Source organism: Pseudomonas serbiensis, assembly GCF_030580745.1.
GTDB classification, from domain to species: domain Bacteria; phylum Pseudomonadota; class Gammaproteobacteria; order Pseudomonadales; family Pseudomonadaceae; genus Aquipseudomonas; species Aquipseudomonas serbiensis.
The window spans coordinates 314,435-329,854 of record NZ_JAUQOO010000001.1 but is presented as its reverse complement, the minus strand read 5'-3'; the positions used below and the strand labels follow the sequence as shown (position 1 = coordinate 329,854).

Below are 15,420 nucleotides of genomic sequence, written 5' to 3'. Positions count from 1 at the left end.
TTTTTACACCCATTTATTCTTCTTCGCTTTCAACCCGAACCAGATCACCGATGGCGTAGAAAGTCCCGCCAGCGATGTAGTGCAGGCTGCGCCAGCGAGGATCGGCCGTCTCGAAAGCCCAATGGCCATCCTTGAACGCCCGCTCATCGGCCCAGGCTCCCACAACCTCGCCGATGAACAAATCATAGGTCTGCTGGTTATGGGGCTCAGGAACGAGCTTGCAGATCAGCCAGGCCGAACAGCCCGCCACCAGCGGAGTCTCGTACCCTTCAATACGAAACAGCTCGACACCTGACTTTTCCAGCTTGTCGGGCATATAGCCAAGGCTTTGTGTCCCGACGTCATAGGTCAGTTGTACCTGCTCAACCGTCGGCACCTGCAGAGCGAAATAGCCACTCTTCTCGACAAGCCCACGGGTTCTGGTCATCTTGTCGATGACCACCGTGACCTTGGGCGGAGAAAAGTCCAGGGCACAGGCCCATGAAGCCGACATCACGTTATCCGTCCCGGCATGGCTGGCAGAAACCAGCACGGCAGGGCCGTGATTTATCAGCCGGTAGGCCTTTTCCAGCTCGACTGGGCGAATAGGGTTATCCACGAAACCTCCTTCAGAACAGGCAGTGCAAAGGCACAGTCTACTGAATACGAAGCCTTTCTGTGGAGAGCCCCGACTTTCACAAGGAAGGCTCCCAACGACGAAAGACAACGCTGGCATTCACACCACCAAAGCCGAACCCGTTCGACAGCGCATGGGTCAGCGGCAGTTTTCGGGCGTGCAGGCCGACAAGCTCAAGCCCGTCTGCGGCCTCATCCGGGTGAGTCAGATTCAACGTGGGCGGCACGATCTGATCGCGTAATGCCAATACCGTGAAGATGGCTTCAATGCCGCCCGCCGCGCCCAGCAGATGCCCGGTAGCGGACTTGGTCGACGTGATCGCCACGCCAGACCCCGCACCGAATACCGAACGAATGGCTGTCAGTTCGCCCTTGTCGCCCACTTGAGTCGAAGTGGCGTGAGCATTGATGTGCTGAACGTCGTCAGGGCTCAAACCAGCCTGCTGCAAGGCCTGTTGCATGGCGCGCCGGGCTCCCCCGCCATCTTCGGGGCCAGCCGTCAGGTGATAGGCATCGGCGCTGGTGCCGTAGCCCACCAGTTCCGCCAGAGGTGTGGCACCACGCGCCAAAGCGTGTTCAAGAGACTCGATGACCAGCAGCCCGGCCCCTTCGGACATGACAAAACCGTCACGCTCACGATCAAAGGGGCGCGAGGCTTCCTGCGGCTGCTCGGCAAACCCTGTAGACAGCGCCCGAGCCGCCGCAAAGCAGCCCAGAGTCACTCGATCAATCGCGGCCTCTGTCCCACCGCAAACAGCGATATCGGCCTCACCGCTCCTGATCAGCCTTGCCGCGTCGCCAATGGCTTGCACGCCTGCTGCGCAAGCGGTCACTGGCGCGCCGAGCGGGCCTTTGAAGCCGTGCCTGATGGAAACATGCCCGGCCGCCATGTTGGCCAGGAAGGACGGCGCCGTGAATGGCGACAATCTGCGAGGGCCACGCGCATCGGTAGTCCTTACGGCCTCGGCGATGGCACCGAAACCACCCACACCCGATGCAATGATGGTCGCAGTCCTCTGCTGCCCGGCCTCATCGACTGGATGCCAGTTCGCTTGCTCAAGAGCCTCATGGGCAGCAACGAGTGCAAACTCGATGAAACGGTCCATCTTCTTGCGGTCCTTGGCCGAAATGAGACGGTCAGGGTCATAACCGGCAATGGCATCCTCCTCCAGCGACGGCACCTGCCCGCCTACCGCAACGCCTGTGCCCTCGGTGATGTCATGCGCCAGGTTGCGAATGCCGGACTGTCCTGCCAGCAGTCTTTTCCAGACCTCCTCCACACCACATCCCAGTGGCCCGACAATCCCGACACCCGTCACTACGATTCGTTTTTGAGCCGTGAAATCAGTCATTCAAAACCTCTTCATTACACTGTTGGCAGCCATGACACGGGTCATGCTGCCTTTTCGGTGGATCCGGTATCAGGACGGATCCTGAACCAGATGGCGTACATGGCCGGCAGGAACACCAGGGTCATGATGGTGCCGCCAAAGGTGCCGCCGATCAGGGTGTAGGCCAGCGTTCCCCAGAACACCGAATGGGTCAGCGGGATAAAGGCCAGGATTGCCGCCAATGCCGTCAGCAATACGGGACGGGCACGCTGTACGGTGGCTTCCACCACTGCACGGAAAGGCTCCAGCCCCTGGGCCTTGTTGTCGTGGATCTGGCCGATCAGGATCAGGGTATTGCGCATCAGGATGCCCGACAGCGCGATCAGGCCGACCAGGGCATTGATGCCGAACGGTTGCTGGAACAGCAGCAGGGTCGGCACCACGCCGATCAACCCCAGCGGTGCGGTGAGGAACACCATGACCATGGCCGAGATCGAGCGCACCTGGAGGATGATGATCAGCAACGTCAGAGCAATCATGATCGGGAACAACGGCAGCATTGCCTTGCTGGCCTTGGCCGACTCTTCGCTTGATCCTGCCTCCACGATCCGGTAGCCATCAGGAAGTGTGTCGATCACCGGTTGCAGTTGTTTCAGGACAACACTGGAAACATCGGGCGGCTGCAAACCCTCGGCGATGTCACCGCGTACGGTGATGGTTGGCGTACGATCACGGCGTCGCAGGATAGGGTCTTCCATCCGCACGTCGACATCGCCTACCTGGGATAGCGGGATACGCTGCCCGGCCGAACCCACCAGAGTGAAACCGGCAATCTTCGCGGGATCGAGGCGTATGTCGCCCGCTGCACGGCCCACCACTTGCACCGAACGGATATCTTCCCGGACCGCTGTAATCGGGACTCCAGTGAGCAGAAACTGCAATTGTTGCGCGACGGCATTCGACGTCAGGCCGACCGCCTGCAAGCGATCCTGATCCAGTGAAAAATGCAGCACAGGCACCAACGGCCCCCAGTCGGTATTGACGGTCCTCATCATCGGGCTCGCCTGCAAGACCTTCTGAACCTGGCCAGCGATTTCACGCAACTTCAAGGGATCAGGCCCCGTCACGCGATAAGCCACGGGGAACGGCGAATACGGGCCAAACACGAGTTGCGTGACCCGGACCTGTGCCTCGGGTGCCAGCCCATCGGCAGCCGCCTCGCGAAGACGGAACTTGAGGGCTTCACGCGCCTCCTGACTGTCCGTCAGCACCACAATCTTGGCGAAGGACGGATCAGGCAGTTCAGGCGCCATCGCCAGGTAGAAACGTGGCGCACCCTGACCGATGTAAGACGTGACAATCCTGGCCTCCTTCTGCTTTTGCAGCCAGGCTTCGACCTTCGCAGCAGTTGCGCTGGTCTGCTCGATGGAGGTTCCGTACGGCATCTGCACTTCGACCAGCACCTCCGGACGGTCCGAGGTCGGGAAGAACTGCTTCTTGACCAGCCCCATGCCGAGAATCGCCACTACAAAGGCTCCGATCACCGTACCGGCGACCAGCCATTTGCGCGCAATGACGCTTCTCAGGAACCGACGGAAACGGTTGTAGTTGGGAGTGTTGTAGATGGCTTCATGACCACCCTCGACCTGTTTGAGGTCCGGCAGCAGTTTCACGCCCAGATAAGGCGTGAACGCCACGGCTACCACCCAGGAAGCAATCAATGCGATGCCCACGATCCAGAACATGTTGCTGGTGTACTCGCCAGCCGTCGAATGGGCGAAGCCATTGGGCATGAAGCCGATAGCGGTCACCAACGTGCCGGAGAGCATGGGCGCGGCCGTGTGGCTCCAGGCGTAGGCCGATGCGGCCATGCGGCTGTAGCCCTCCTCCATTTTCACCACCATCATTTCGATTGCGATGATGGCATCGTCCACCAGCAGCCCCAACGCCAGGATCAGCGAGCCCAGGGTAATGCGGTCGAAGTTCTTGCCGGTGGCCGCCATCACCACGAACACCACTGCCAGCGTCAATGGCACAGCCGCCGCCACCACGACACCCACGCGCCAGCCCATGCTGAGGAAGCAGACCAGCATTACCACCAGCAGCGCGATGAAGAACTTGACCATGAACTCATCGACCGATGAGCTGATGTTCACCGACTGGTCGGTCACCTTGGTCAGCGTCATGCCCAGCGGCATGCCGTCGTTGATTTTCGCAGTCTCGGCGTCGAGGGCCTTGCCCAGATCCAGGCCATTCCAGCCTTCGCGCATCACTATACCCAGCAACAGGGCGGGTTCACCGTTGTTGCGCACCTGAAAGGTGGCCGGGTCTTCATAGCCGCGCTCGACCGTCGCCACATCCGACAGTTTCAGGGTGCGGCCCTGTACCGAAACCGGTGTGTCACGAATCTTTTTCAGCTTGTCGAAAGCGCCGTCCAGACGGAGAAAAACCTGCGGCCCGTCGGTTTCGATCGAACCGGCAGGTGTCAGCACGTTCTGGCTGTTCAGGGCCGCGAATATCTCCTGAGGAGAAATCCCCAGCGTTGCGAGGCGATCATGGGAGAAGGACACAAAAATGCGTTCGGCCTGCTCACCAATGATGTTGACCTTCTTGACCCCAGGCACATGCAAGAGGCGCTGGCGCAATGACTCGGCATCGCGCACCAGCAGCCGTTGCGGTTCGCCTTTGGCCTTCAAGGCAAAAAGCGCAAAGGTCACATCGGCAAACTCGTCGTTGACCATCGGCCCGATGACACCCGCCGGCAAGAGCCTGGTTTCGTCACTGAGTTTCTTGCGTGCCTGATAGAACTCTTCCTGCACTTGCGAAGGCGGCGTGCTATCGAGCAGCGACAGCATGGTGAAAGCCATGCCCGGGCGCGTGTAGGTTTCCGTGCGGTCGTACCAGCGCAGCTCCTGCAAGCGTTTTTCCAGCGGCTCGGCGACCTGATCCTGCATCTCCTGGGCTGTAGCGCCAGGCCATGCGGTGATCACCGTCATCTGCTTGACCGTGAACGGCGGGTCTTCCGCACGCCCAAGGCCAAAGAAAGCCAGAATGCCGGCAGCAGAAATCAGAAAGATCAGGAACAGCGTGATGGAGCGCTCGCGAACGGCAAGCGCCGACAGATTGAAACGCCCTTCGCTCATGGCTGGCTCCCGGCGACTTTGGCACCAAGCGTTTCGTTCAGCCGGACCTGATCGCCGTCATGCAGCAGATGGGCTCCCAATGCCACCACTTGCTCGCCGGCCTTGAGATTGCCGGTTACTCGCACCACATCGTCGTGCAGGGCAAGCACCTGAACAGGCTGCCAACTCACTTTTAAAGGCTTGCCGGAAATGCTCCACACGCCCGGACCAGTGCCCGGATCGTAAAGCGCGCCCATCGGTATTTGCAGTGCTTGAGTGGACGTTGTGCCATAAGCGATCTGGAGGCTGACAGTCGCTCCCAAGGGTGCGCTGGCCATCGCGCCCTCTAGCACATACCTCGCCTCGAAAGTCCGAGTCACGGGATCGGCCGCGTTGGAGAGCAAGCGCAGTTTTGCAGGCACTGCCCCAAGGCTGCTGCCATACAGGGTGGCCTGTGCCACGGAGCCCACGGCCGGGCGCAGAGTCTCGGGCAGATGAACAATGGCTTCACGCAACCCTGCCCGCGCCAGCCTTACCACGGGTTGTCCGGCACTGACGACCTGACCGGGCTCGGCCAGGGTTTCCACCACGACACCATCGGCATCGGCCAGCAGAACGGCATAGCTTGTGGCGTTCCTGGCCACATTGGCCTGGGCTTGCGCCGCACTGAGTTGCGCCTTCGCGGAATCCGCTGCTGCTTTTATCTGAGCGTAGGTAGAGGCCGAAACCGCGCCGGTAGCGACCAGATTCCGATAACGTGCTTCGTCATCGACAGCCTGCCTGGCCAGTGCCTGTGCGGCGATGACAGCCTCTTGCTGTGCCTTGGCCTGCAGGCCCAGGTCCACCGGGTCGATACGCATCAACGGCTGACCTTGCCTGACGCTCTGGCCGGTATCGACAAGACGCTCAAGCACCTTGCCCGAGACGCGAAAACCCAGATCACTCTGAATGCGCGCCGCGACTGTACCGGTGAAGGAGCGCGAAATATCCGATGAATCCTGAACGGTAGCGGCTCTTACCAGAGGCGCCTGAGTGCGTGGATCGTTAACGACGGAAGAGTCGCCACACGCTGTCAGGACGAGTGGCAATAAACAAAGGGCAATGACAGCAGATCGGCGACGAGGCATGAGTGTACGAGCTCAGATTGATGATCCAGAGCCAGATTCTCATTCTAGTGACCAATTAAGTCAATAGTCACAACTCTATCTAAGGTGCCATGCTGCGCAAGATCAATGCCGACAGATGTGCCGTCGTTTCATCTGCCAGATCGAGGCTGTACTGCAACAGCACGGGGCTGATGTAGGGGCGCATCACCAGATAAATGGCATTGGTCACCTCGTCCAGCGGCGTCTTGCGCTCGAATTCGCCGGCCTCCCGGCCTTCCCGGACAATCTGCTCGATCAATTGTCGCAGGCGCGCTTCATGCTCGCGCGCCGAGGGCCACTTGTCCCTGGCCGAAACGGCGGCAATGTCATAGAGCTTGCGGTCGTGGAAGAACAGATTGCTGCCCGCCTCTAGCAAGGCCTTGAACATGCGCCGCAGCTTTTCGGAAGCGGTCGGCGCATCCACAACAGCCGCATCGATGATCTCCATGATGGCGGCCAGCCGGTTCGCGCAAATAACCTCGCCAATCGCCTGCTTGGAGTCGAAGAACTTGTAGATATAGGCCTTGGAAAAGCCGATGGCCTTGGCCAGATCGGACACGGTGGTCTTCTCGTAACCATAGTGTCCGAAGTGCTGGGTGGCGGCTTCGACGATCTGGTCGCGAACGCTATGATCCGAAGGACCGCGTGAGGGGGATGCATTCATGTTTTCAGTCATTTTCCCGGCTTGGCCTGCGTGACGCTGATTGACAACGAGTGACTATATTTCAATTTGGTCATTACTTTCTACCTTCTGGCCCTTTCGCGAATGAATTCGTTCCTGCCTGTTTGCTATCCATTCATTCATGAAAACAGCTCATGACTCCATCCCGTCTTGCGAGCTTAATGAATCCCTGACCATCTTCTATGATGCCTGTTCAACTCTGTTCCTGCCCTCAAGGACTCCGGATGAATGAGTCTGCACCTCACGTAATCGGCCTCATACTGGCAGCCGGGCGCAGCAAGCGCTTTGCTGACGACAAGCGCCGGGCACTTCTGCCCGATGGGCGCAGCATGCTGCAAGCCAGTATCGACACGGCCAGACAGTCCTTCAATGAAGTCTGGGTGGTACTGCGCAGCGATGACGATGCGCAGGCACTGGGGATTGTGCCCGATGTCGGCATCGTGCACAGCGAACAGGCCGACCTCGGCATGGGCCACAGCCTGGCCAGCGGTATCGAGGCGCTGATGCCCTCGCCTGCCATCGCTGTCGCCGTCCTGCTCGCCGACATGCCATGGCTGCAGACCGCGACGTTGCGCAGCCTTGTGCTACTGGCCGATCCACAGCGTATCGCCCAGCCGGTATATGCCGGACAGCGCGGGCACCCGGTCATCATTGGCCGCCAATTCTGGCCAGAACTTCTTTTGCTCAAAGGCGATCAGGGCGCAAAGACATTGCTGGCAGCCAATGCCTCGGCATGCGACCTCATGGCAACGGATGATCCCGGCACCGTGCGCGACGTCGATACGCCAGAGCAACTTCACTCAAGTTGAAATCAGGGAAGCCCACACCATGAAGCACTTAGCCGCTGCGACCTTTCTCGCGTGTTCAATGGCAGAAGCCAGTCAAGGCACACCCAAGCCGGACCCCAAGCCTTCGCCGGATGTTCTGGCAGTCGCGCCACAGTTATATAGCTACACGACAGACTTGCTGTTTGCCGAAGTCTGGAAACGCAAAGACCTTGAACCCCGTGACCGCAGCCTGATCACCCTGGCCTCTCTGCTGGCTGGCGGGCAAACGGCGCAGATGACCGGCCATATCAATCTGGGTCTGGACAATGGCCTGAAACCCGGCGAAATCAGCGCCCTGATTACCCATCTCGCATTTTATAGCGGCTGGCCCAATGCAATGTCAGCAGCAGCCGTAGCGAAAAAGGTCTTTGCCGAAAGAGGCCTTACAGTCGAGCCGCCGTCGAAGGAGCGTCTGACGCTGAATGAGGAAAGCGAGAAAAAGCGTCGGGAGAGTGTCGAAAATGCCGTCGGCTCTGTGGCACCGGATCTCGCCCACTACACCAATGAAGTTCTTTTCGGCGATCTATGGCGAAATACCGAGCTCAGCCCAAGGGATCGCAGCCTGATCACCGTCGCGGCGCTCATCACCCAGAATCAGTCGGCGCAACTGACATTTCACCTGAATCGCGCCATGGACAACGGCCTGACACAGGCCCAGGCCTCGGAAGTGGTGACGCACCTGGCCTTCTATGCGGGCTGGCCGAAAGCGATGTCCGCCGTGCCGGTGCTCAAGGAAGTCTTCGAGTCACGCAAGAGCTGAAACCGGCTCGAACCAGAACCCCGCAGAGTCACCGTGGCAATTCTGCGGGGTTCGTCAAAACGCTCACTATCATTTATCCAGGGCAGCCGCCTGAGCGTATTCCTGTTCGCTGACCTGCTGCATCCACTCAACGACCTTGCCATCCAGAGACTCGGCAATGGCGATGTGAGTCATGCCGGTTTTCGCAGTCGCGCCGTGCCAGTGCCTGACATTTGGCGGAATCCATACCGTATCGCCTGGCCGGATGGTCTTGATCGATTGCCCCTGCTGCTGAACCAGGCCTGTACCCGCAGTAACGATCAGGGTCTGGCCCAATGGATGGGTATGCCAGGCCGTGCGTGCGCCCGGCTCGAAAGTGACTGTCGCGCCACCGACTCGTGCATCGCCGGTCCCCTTGAAAGGAGCATCCACGTGCACCTGACCTGTGAAATAGTCAGCCGGCCCCTTGGCCGAAGGTTGGGAGCCGTTCTGAGTGACGGTCACGACCGGGCTCGTCTCGCTGTGAGCTTCAGTTGCCAGAAGGGAAAGGGAAAGTGCTGTTGCTGCAAGCGTCTTCAATTACAGTCCTCCATCTACATGGATGAGCGCGCCGGCGGGGCATGAAGGTCGTCAATCACAGAGTTGCCTGACTCATGCCCACTCTGGAGGCGGCTGCGTCGATTTTGCCGTATCTCTTTGCGGCGATACGACATATCCAATCTATCAGCCTGAAGAGTCAGTGATTAGTCACCTGAATCAGCTAACCGCCATGAGCCAGCCTCATCAATGCGCAACATCAGGCAGCGCTGGAGCGCTTGACCGTCACGATCAGGATGCCGCCGATAATTGCCATGATCCCGACAATCAACGTCATCGTCAGTTGCTCGCCCATGAAGACCACCGACATCAACAACCCCACAACCGGAACCCCGAGCATCGCCGTCGACATGCTGGTGCTTGAAAGCCACATGCTGGCGGCATTGACCGCGCAAAAGCAGAACGCCGTTGCCAGAGGCCCCATGAAAATCAGAATCTCCCACAAGGTTCTGGAGCCATCGCCCGTGAAAGGCCCTTCGGTGAAGTAAGCCAGGGCGATCAAGGGAACGGTGGCGACCAGCATCTGCCAGGGTGCCAGTTGGTAGGCACTGGTGGTGCTTTTGGAGTAACGCAGATGCAGGATGCACATTGCCCAGCAGAATGAAGCCGCCAGCAGCATCAGGTTGGCTTTCACCAGGGCTCCGTTGCCCCAGTCCAGAGTCAGGGGGTTGAACAGCACACAGACACCGACGCCGCCCAACAGCGTGCCGATCAGTTGCCGAGTGGACAGTTTTTCACGCAGGAACATGACGGCAATCGGCGTCACCCACAACGGCGTGGTGTAGGCCAGGACGGCAGAGCGCCCGGCAGGCACCTGGGTCATGGCAATCGCGCCCAGCACGGTAAAGGTCAGCATTTGCAGCAGACCGACACTCAGGATCAACGGCAGATCCTGCCGGGTGGGCAGCCGCAGCTTGCCGGTCACCATCTGTAATGCGAACAGGCAGGCTGCACCGGTAGCAAAGCGCAGGGTTGAAAACCAGACAGGCGTAATGTGCTCAAGGCCGGTTTTCATGACCGGCCAGTTGGCACCCCAGATCAGGATTGCCATGACCAGTAAAAGCACGCCCTTGGCCTTGGAAGAAGACACCAGACTCTGCGCATGAGTCGAGTCAGTCACCATGGTGTTGTGCTTGCTTGCGTCCGGCATGTTTCTCCCCTCGTGGAAGCGCGTTTCGAGGGAAAAATTTTAACTGGCGTATCGGGAGAAAGTTTCTCCCTTCTTTGCTATCAATCGAACGGATCAAAGATGTAATCTCTGCAAAATCACGCTTTCACAGAGGTTTATTCTTTTGAAAAAACTGGATCGGACCGATATCAGCATTTTGAACACCCTGCAGCAGGATGCTGGCATCACCAATGCGGACCTGGGTCGTTCGGTAAATCTCTCACCTACGCCCTGCTTCAATCGGGTCAAGGCCATGGAGGAAGCGGGCCTGATCAAGGGGCAAGTGACGCTGCTGGACCCTCAGGTATTGGGCCTGCATCTCAATGTATTCATCCATGTGAGCCTGGAAAAACAGGTCGAAGGCGCCTTGCGGCTATTTGAACAGGCCGTGGCAGATCGCCCGGAAGTGATGGAGTGCTACCTGATGACCGGTGATGCCGATTATCTGCTGCGCATTCTGGTGGCCAACATTCAAGACCTGGAGCGTTTCATTCTGGATCACCTGTCGAAGATTCCGGGGGTCGCGAATATCCGCTCCAGCTTTGCCCTCAAGCAGGTGCTTTACAAGACGGCCCTGCCGCTGCCGCCCAACGGGCTGACGCTCTCAGAACCTAGATAACCCGCTTCAATGTTCAGCCTGAGGAGTGGCGAAACTGACAAACGTCAGGTTCGCGCCACACTCGATCAGGGAATTGATCAACGCCGACATGGCTGCGCCGCTGAAATGCTCCGTCATGTCGCAAGCACTTGCCCAGTAACCGCTCAGAATCCACAGACAATCCTCATTGGCGCTTCGGCCAAGCGCATACCCAAGGCATCCTGGCGCGCTCTGAAGCTGGGCAATGTGCAGCTTCACACGGCTCTCGAAAAACGGATCCGTGTCTTCGATGAAACGAATTTCCAATGCATTCATGGCATTGATATGCATTACAGCACTCTCCCGCGAAACCCGAGCCATGCATTCAGGTGGTTGATTTCTATCCCGGTAGTGAACTTAACGATCAAGCCGCTTCATGACTATAAGGTTCAGCCGAATGCACTCATGAACTCCACTCATCAATAAGCCATTCACGCCAGAGGTCACGCCCCTAAACTTCGGGCCAGACAGGCCGAAAACAAGATAGTCAGATGCTTTCAGATGCCCGAAAAGAGGGAAAACGTCGTTGTGTGACGGGTCAATCTCGCTGATCAGGCCTTAATCCTGGATACATCCTGTAATATTTAGCTTGCTATCAATGGCAGGAAAACGCTCTCATTTTCAGGTTAACGGCTCCCAAAAAGCGCTTTCTGGATTACATCAGGCTCGACAGGACAGGCAGGACAAGGCTCTAGAACGTGATGGCAACTCGCACCAAAGGTTCACATTATGCGAAAATACCGAGTCATCGCCGACTTGGAGAGCCTGACAGAACATGGCAGCATGCGCGCGCTCGCCAGATCTGACGATGATGAGCTTATGACACGCAGGTCACCGTAGCATGTCGCGGCAGCCTTGATGACGGACCAAGACACCCCAGACGTGTCTATGCGTACCGACCAGGCGTCGCAACTCCGTGAGGAAGCTGATGGGTATGGCTTGCGAGTGCAGGCAGATGTCTTTTCTGCACGAGAGCCGTACCAACAGAACTATGTGTCACTCAAGCCGCTGAAGCCAATGATGATAAGAAGTCAGCGCAGGAGGACATAAAAGTGAGGTCTAAAGCGTTATTGTATTGGCCTTGTATGTCCATCTCTAGTCCTTGTGGGTGTGAGAGTTTGTCGCATGCGGCATAGCATGCGACACGCCATGGCTCCCATAAACAGAAGTAGAGAGCGGATGGCGTTTATCATATGGATCACAGTATGTTGAAGAAAATGAACACGGCTCTGCTGGGCCTGGCTATGTCGATGGGTCTCATGCCCTTGCATGCGGCTGAAGCAAAAAAAGTAGACGTTTTGCTCATCGGGGGGGGAATCATGAGTTCGACCCTGGGTATCTGGCTCAATGAGCTGGAGCCAGGCTGGTCGATCGAAATGGTTGAACGTCTTGATGGCGTCGCACAGGAAAGCTCGAACGGCTGGAACAACGCCGGTACTGGTCACTCTGCCCTGGCCGAGCTGAACTACACGCCAGAAAAAGATGGCAAGATCGACGTCTCCAAGGCCATCGAAATCAACGAATCCTTCCAGATCTCCCGCCAGTTCTGGGCGTGGCAGGTCAAGAACGGTGTGTTGAAAAACCCGCGTTCGTTCATCAACTACACCCCGCACATGAGCTTCCTGTGGGGCGACAAGAACATTTCGTTCCTGAAAAGACGCTATGAAGCACTGAAGGTCAACCCTCTCTTCAGCGCCATGCAGTACTCCGAAGATCAGGAGCAGATCAAGAAGTGGGTTCCGCTGATGATGGAAGGGCGTGACCCGAACCAGAAGATCGCGGCTACCTGGACTCCGATCGGTACTGACGTGAACTTCGGCGAAATCACTCGCCAGTTCGTGGGCCACCTGAAGAACCAGCCTAACTTCAATCTGCAACTGTCGAGCGAAGTTGAAGACATCAAGCGTAATGCGGATGGCTCGTGGCGCGTGTCCTACAAGAACCTGAAAGACGGCAAGGAAACCGAAACCGACGCCAAGTTCGTGTTCATCGGTGCTGGCGGTGGTGCACTGCACCTGCTGCAGAAGTCCGGCATTCCTGAAGCCAAGGAATACGGTGCATTCCCTGTTGGTGGTTCGTTCCTCGTGACCGAAAACCCACAGATCGCCGATCTGCACATGGCCAAGGCCTATGGTCAGGCTTCGGTTGGTGCACCTCCAATGTCGGTTCCTCACCTGGACACCCGCGTACTGGATGGCAAGCGCGTTATCCTGTTTGGCCCATTCGCGACCTTCTCCACGAAGTTCCTGAAAGAAGGCTCTTATCTGGACCTGCTGACCAGCACCACCCTGCACAACGTCTGGCCAATGACCCGGGTAGGCATCAAGGAATACCCACTGGTTGAGTACCTTGCCGGCCAGCTCATGCAGTCCGATGATGATCGCTTCGCAGCCCTGAAAGAGTACTTCCCTAACGCCAAGAAAGAAGACTGGCGTCTGTGGCAGGCAGGTCAGCGCGTTCAGATCATCAAGCGTGATGAAGAGAAAGGCGGCGTCCTGAAACTGGGTACCGAGATTGTCAGCTCCAAGGACAACAGCATTGCCGGCCTGCTGGGCGCATCGCCAGGTGCATCGACCGCAGCTCCGATCATGCTGGGCGTTCTGGAGAAGATCTTCAAGGACAAGGTTGCAACCCCTGCCTGGCAGGAAAAGCTGCACCAGATCATCCCAAGCTACGGCACCAAGCTGAACGATCATCCTGATCAGGTTGCCAAGGAATGGGCTTACACCAGCGAAATCCTGCAACTGCCAGCACCTCCAGCTGTTGGCGCTGCAGCACCGGCTCCGGCAGCAACACCTGCCAAGCCACGCGAAAGCAACGCAGCGACTGATATGGCGCTGTAATGCCAAAGCCCCATCAAACCTGGTTTGATGGGGCTTTTTTCTGTAGCCGGGAAATACCGCTTTACCGCCTCCCCTACCTTCCCTCCTGACGCCTACTTCGCGAACAACTGCCCCATATCCTTGAACGCCTTGAACTCCAGTGCGTTGCCACAAGGGTCAAGCAGAAACATCGTCGCCTGCTCACCCACCTGCCCCTTGAAGCGGATGTAAGGCTCGATCACGAAACGAGTCTCGAACGACCTCAAACGCTCGGCAAGCGCTTCCCACTGCTCCCATTGCAACACGATGCCAAAGTGCGGAACAGGCACGTCATGCCCGTCCACCGGATTGCTATGCGCACTTTCCTGCACTGCGTTCTTCGGCGCTTCGTGAATCACCAGTTGGTGGCCATAGAAATTGAAATCGACCCAGTGATCACTGGAGCGCCCCTCTTCCAGACCAAAAACCTGACCATAGAAGGAACGCGCAGCCGCAAGGTCGTAGACGGGAATCGCAAGGTGAAAGGGAGAAAGACTCATCGAAAACTCCAGGCTTTTGGTTTTTATCAACCGCAAGGGCTTGCTTGCGGCTGTTCAAGTGCTGGAGAAATCATAGAAGCCGCGACTCAACAATAAAATCAATATATATTTCTCAGGCTGACAAAAGAGATTTATCAATGATTCGTGAGCTGAAAACCCTTGTGGCGGTCGCACAGGAAGGCACTTTCGCCGCCGCCGGGAACCGGATCGGCCTGACACAGGCTGCCGTCAGCGCACAGATGCAACGTCTCGAAACCGAACTTGGCTATCAGCTATTCGACCGCAAGGGCCGCTCGGCACAGCTCAATCGAATGGGACATCAGACCCTCCTGCAAGCCCAGGAACTGATCCGCCTCTACAACAACCTTGGCTCGACAGCCAGCGGACAACCCGAGAGCATACTGGTCAATATCGGCGCAATTGCCTCGGTCCAGCGCTCACTGCTCCCCGATGCACTGGCAGCCTTCCACCGCCAATGGCCTCAATGTCGCACCCGCGTCATACCGGGTGTATCCATGCAACTGGTTAACCTGGTGGATGCCGGCGAAATCGACATGGCAGCCATCATCCGCCCACCCTTCGCACTGCAAAGCGACCTGCGCTGGACCGCCCTGGCCAGCGAACCCTATCGCCTGATCGTCCCAAGCCACCTGCCCGGCGATGACTGGGCCGAACTGCTGTCCACCCAGCCCTTGATCCGCTACGACCGCACCTCGTTCGGCGGCCGACAGGTCGACCGCTTCCTGCGCCAGATGCACTTCACCTTGCGCGAAGCCTGCGAGCTGGATGAACTGGAAGCCATCATCAAACTGGTCGCCAATGGCGTAGGCGTGGCACTGGTTCCCCAGACAGCCGACCACCGGCAATGGCCCGCTGAAGTGCGGGCGCTGGATTTAGGCGCACACACGTTTCATCGCGATGTGGGGTTGGTACATCGGGCCAGGGAGAGCTTGAGCGAGCCGGTAAGGTTGTTGATTGAGCTGGTGGAGGGGTTGGTGCAGGTGCGTAGATAGACCACGACAATTCTTCAGAAAAGAACCGGTTTTCTTCAAAAAGCCCGTAAGTCGAAAGACTCTGTAGATATCTGCCGTAAAAAACACAAACTGAAACGATTAACCTACTGGTTTTCCTTATGCTTTACAGATATTTTCCCGCGATTCCAGCAGGGCATGTGCTCTGACAGCCTTCTAGGTCAT

The 15,420-nt window shown here is 57.8% G+C and carries 14 protein-coding genes; 5 read left to right on the top strand and 9 right to left on the bottom strand.

The window, feature by feature from the left end; genetic code table 11:
* Positions 1-13: 13 nt before the first annotated feature.
* From Q6A51_RS01470 to Q6A51_RS01450, 5 genes are all read right to left on the bottom strand, one after another.
* The gene (locus tag Q6A51_RS01470) at positions 14-598 is read right to left on the bottom strand and encodes a flavin reductase family protein (RefSeq protein ID WP_201007264.1); all 585 of its coding nucleotides are present in this window, start codon (positions 596-598) and stop codon (positions 14-16) included.
* A 76-nt stretch (positions 599-674) separates the two neighbouring features.
* Positions 675-1,967, bottom strand: coding sequence for a beta-ketoacyl-ACP synthase II (fabF, locus tag Q6A51_RS01465; RefSeq protein ID WP_304573954.1), 1,293 nt, complete (start codon positions 1,965-1,967; stop codon positions 675-677).
* A gap of 41 nt (positions 1,968-2,008) precedes the next feature.
* Positions 2,009-5,089, bottom strand: a complete 3,081-nt coding sequence (locus Q6A51_RS01460) for an efflux RND transporter permease subunit (RefSeq protein ID WP_201007271.1) — start codon at positions 5,087-5,089, stop codon at positions 2,009-2,011.
* Positions 5,086-6,195 (bottom strand): efflux RND transporter periplasmic adaptor subunit, encoded by a 1,110-nt coding sequence (locus tag Q6A51_RS01455; RefSeq protein WP_304573953.1) that lies wholly within the window; start codon positions 6,193-6,195, stop codon positions 5,086-5,088. Before Q6A51_RS01455 ends, Q6A51_RS01460 begins: the two co-directional genes overlap by 4 nt.
* Positions 6,196-6,274: 79 nt before the next feature.
* Entirely contained in the window at positions 6,275-6,889 is a 615-nt protein-coding gene (locus Q6A51_RS01450; RefSeq protein WP_304573952.1) for a TetR/AcrR family transcriptional regulator, read from the bottom strand.
* Between the two features lie 230 nt (positions 6,890-7,119).
* Between Q6A51_RS01450 and Q6A51_RS01445 the strand changes: the two genes are divergently transcribed.
* Together Q6A51_RS01445 and Q6A51_RS01440 are read left to right on the top strand one after the other, a co-directional pair.
* Positions 7,120-7,704 carry a nucleotidyltransferase family protein gene (locus Q6A51_RS01445; protein ID WP_304573951.1) on the top strand — a complete coding sequence of 195 codons (585 nt, stop codon included), beginning with the start codon at positions 7,120-7,122 and terminating at the stop codon, positions 7,702-7,704.
* A 19-nt stretch (positions 7,705-7,723) separates the two neighbouring features.
* The gene (locus Q6A51_RS01440) at positions 7,724-8,482 is read left to right on the top strand and encodes a carboxymuconolactone decarboxylase family protein (RefSeq protein WP_304573950.1); all 759 of its coding nucleotides are present in this window, start codon (positions 7,724-7,726) and stop codon (positions 8,480-8,482) included.
* A 69-nt stretch (positions 8,483-8,551) separates the two neighbouring features.
* Here Q6A51_RS01440 and Q6A51_RS01435 read toward each other — a convergent pair whose 3' ends face one another.
* Positions 8,552-9,001: a (R)-mandelonitrile lyase gene (locus Q6A51_RS01435; RefSeq protein WP_405046114.1), complete on the bottom strand. Its 450-nt coding sequence runs from the start codon at positions 8,999-9,001 to the stop codon at positions 8,552-8,554.
* Positions 9,002-9,257: 256 nt separating this feature from the next.
* Positions 9,258-10,208, bottom strand: a complete 951-nt coding sequence (locus tag Q6A51_RS01430; protein ID WP_201017620.1) for a DMT family transporter — start codon at positions 10,206-10,208, stop codon at positions 9,258-9,260.
* A 142-nt stretch (positions 10,209-10,350) separates the two neighbouring features.
* Here Q6A51_RS01430 and Q6A51_RS01425 point away from each other — a divergent pair, with 142 nt between their 5' ends.
* Positions 10,351-10,845 carry an Lrp/AsnC family transcriptional regulator gene (locus Q6A51_RS01425; RefSeq protein ID WP_201007281.1) on the top strand — a complete coding sequence of 165 codons (495 nt, stop codon included), beginning with the start codon at positions 10,351-10,353 and terminating at the stop codon, positions 10,843-10,845.
* Between the two features lie 6 nt (positions 10,846-10,851).
* Here the strand turns inward: Q6A51_RS01425 and Q6A51_RS01420 are convergent, their stop codons facing one another.
* Entirely contained in the window at positions 10,852-11,154 is a 303-nt protein-coding gene (locus Q6A51_RS01420; RefSeq protein WP_304573948.1) for a putative quinol monooxygenase, read from the bottom strand.
* Positions 11,155-12,068: 914 nt separating this feature from the next.
* On the opposite strand from Q6A51_RS01420, the gene mqo reads away from it, so the two are divergent.
* Positions 12,069-13,706: a malate dehydrogenase (quinone) gene (gene mqo / locus Q6A51_RS01415; RefSeq protein ID WP_201007284.1), complete on the top strand. Its 1,638-nt coding sequence runs from the start codon at positions 12,069-12,071 to the stop codon at positions 13,704-13,706.
* A 92-nt stretch (positions 13,707-13,798) separates the two neighbouring features.
* On the opposite strand, the gene Q6A51_RS01410 is transcribed toward mqo, so the two are convergent.
* The gene (locus tag Q6A51_RS01410; protein WP_025259725.1) at positions 13,799-14,224 is read right to left on the bottom strand and encodes a VOC family protein; all 426 of its coding nucleotides are present in this window, start codon (positions 14,222-14,224) and stop codon (positions 13,799-13,801) included.
* Positions 14,225-14,361: 137 nt separating this feature from the next.
* On the opposite strand from Q6A51_RS01410, the gene Q6A51_RS01405 reads away from it, so the two are divergent.
* A complete protein-coding gene (locus tag Q6A51_RS01405; RefSeq protein ID WP_304573947.1) occupies positions 14,362-15,237 on the top strand; it encodes a LysR substrate-binding domain-containing protein in 876 nt (291 codons plus the stop codon).
* Positions 15,238-15,420 lie beyond the last annotated feature (183 nt).

What these genes read in the sequence shown, in the direction of transcription:
- Q6A51_RS01445 (WP_304573951.1), top strand. Translation starts at nt 7,120, where the DNA reads ATGAATGAGTCTGCACCTCACGTAATCGGCCTCATACTGGCAGCCGGG.
- Q6A51_RS01430 (WP_201017620.1), bottom strand. Translation starts at nt 10,208, where the DNA reads ATGCCGGACGCAAGCAAGCACAACACCATGGTGACTGACTCGACTCAT.
- fabF (WP_304573954.1), bottom strand. Translation starts at nt 1,967, where the DNA reads ATGACTGATTTCACGGCTCAAAAACGAATCGTAGTGACGGGTGTCGGG.
- Q6A51_RS01450 (WP_304573952.1), bottom strand. Translation starts at nt 6,889, where the DNA reads ATGACTGAAAACATGAATGCATCCCCCTCACGCGGTCCTTCGGATCAT.
- Q6A51_RS01410 (WP_025259725.1), bottom strand. Translation starts at nt 14,224, where the DNA reads ATGAGTCTTTCTCCCTTTCACCTTGCGATTCCCGTCTACGACCTTGCG.
- Q6A51_RS01455 (WP_304573953.1), bottom strand. Translation starts at nt 6,195, where the DNA reads ATGCCTCGTCGCCGATCTGCTGTCATTGCCCTTTGTTTATTGCCACTC.
- Q6A51_RS01420 (WP_304573948.1), bottom strand. Translation starts at nt 11,154, where the DNA reads ATGCATATCAATGCCATGAATGCATTGGAAATTCGTTTCATCGAAGAC.
- mqo (WP_201007284.1), top strand. Translation starts at nt 12,069, where the DNA reads ATGTTGAAGAAAATGAACACGGCTCTGCTGGGCCTGGCTATGTCGATG.
- Q6A51_RS01405 (WP_304573947.1), top strand. Translation starts at nt 14,362, where the DNA reads ATGATTCGTGAGCTGAAAACCCTTGTGGCGGTCGCACAGGAAGGCACT.
- Q6A51_RS01440 (WP_304573950.1), top strand. Translation starts at nt 7,724, where the DNA reads ATGAAGCACTTAGCCGCTGCGACCTTTCTCGCGTGTTCAATGGCAGAA.
- Q6A51_RS01460 (WP_201007271.1), bottom strand. Translation starts at nt 5,089, where the DNA reads ATGAGCGAAGGGCGTTTCAATCTGTCGGCGCTTGCCGTTCGCGAGCGC.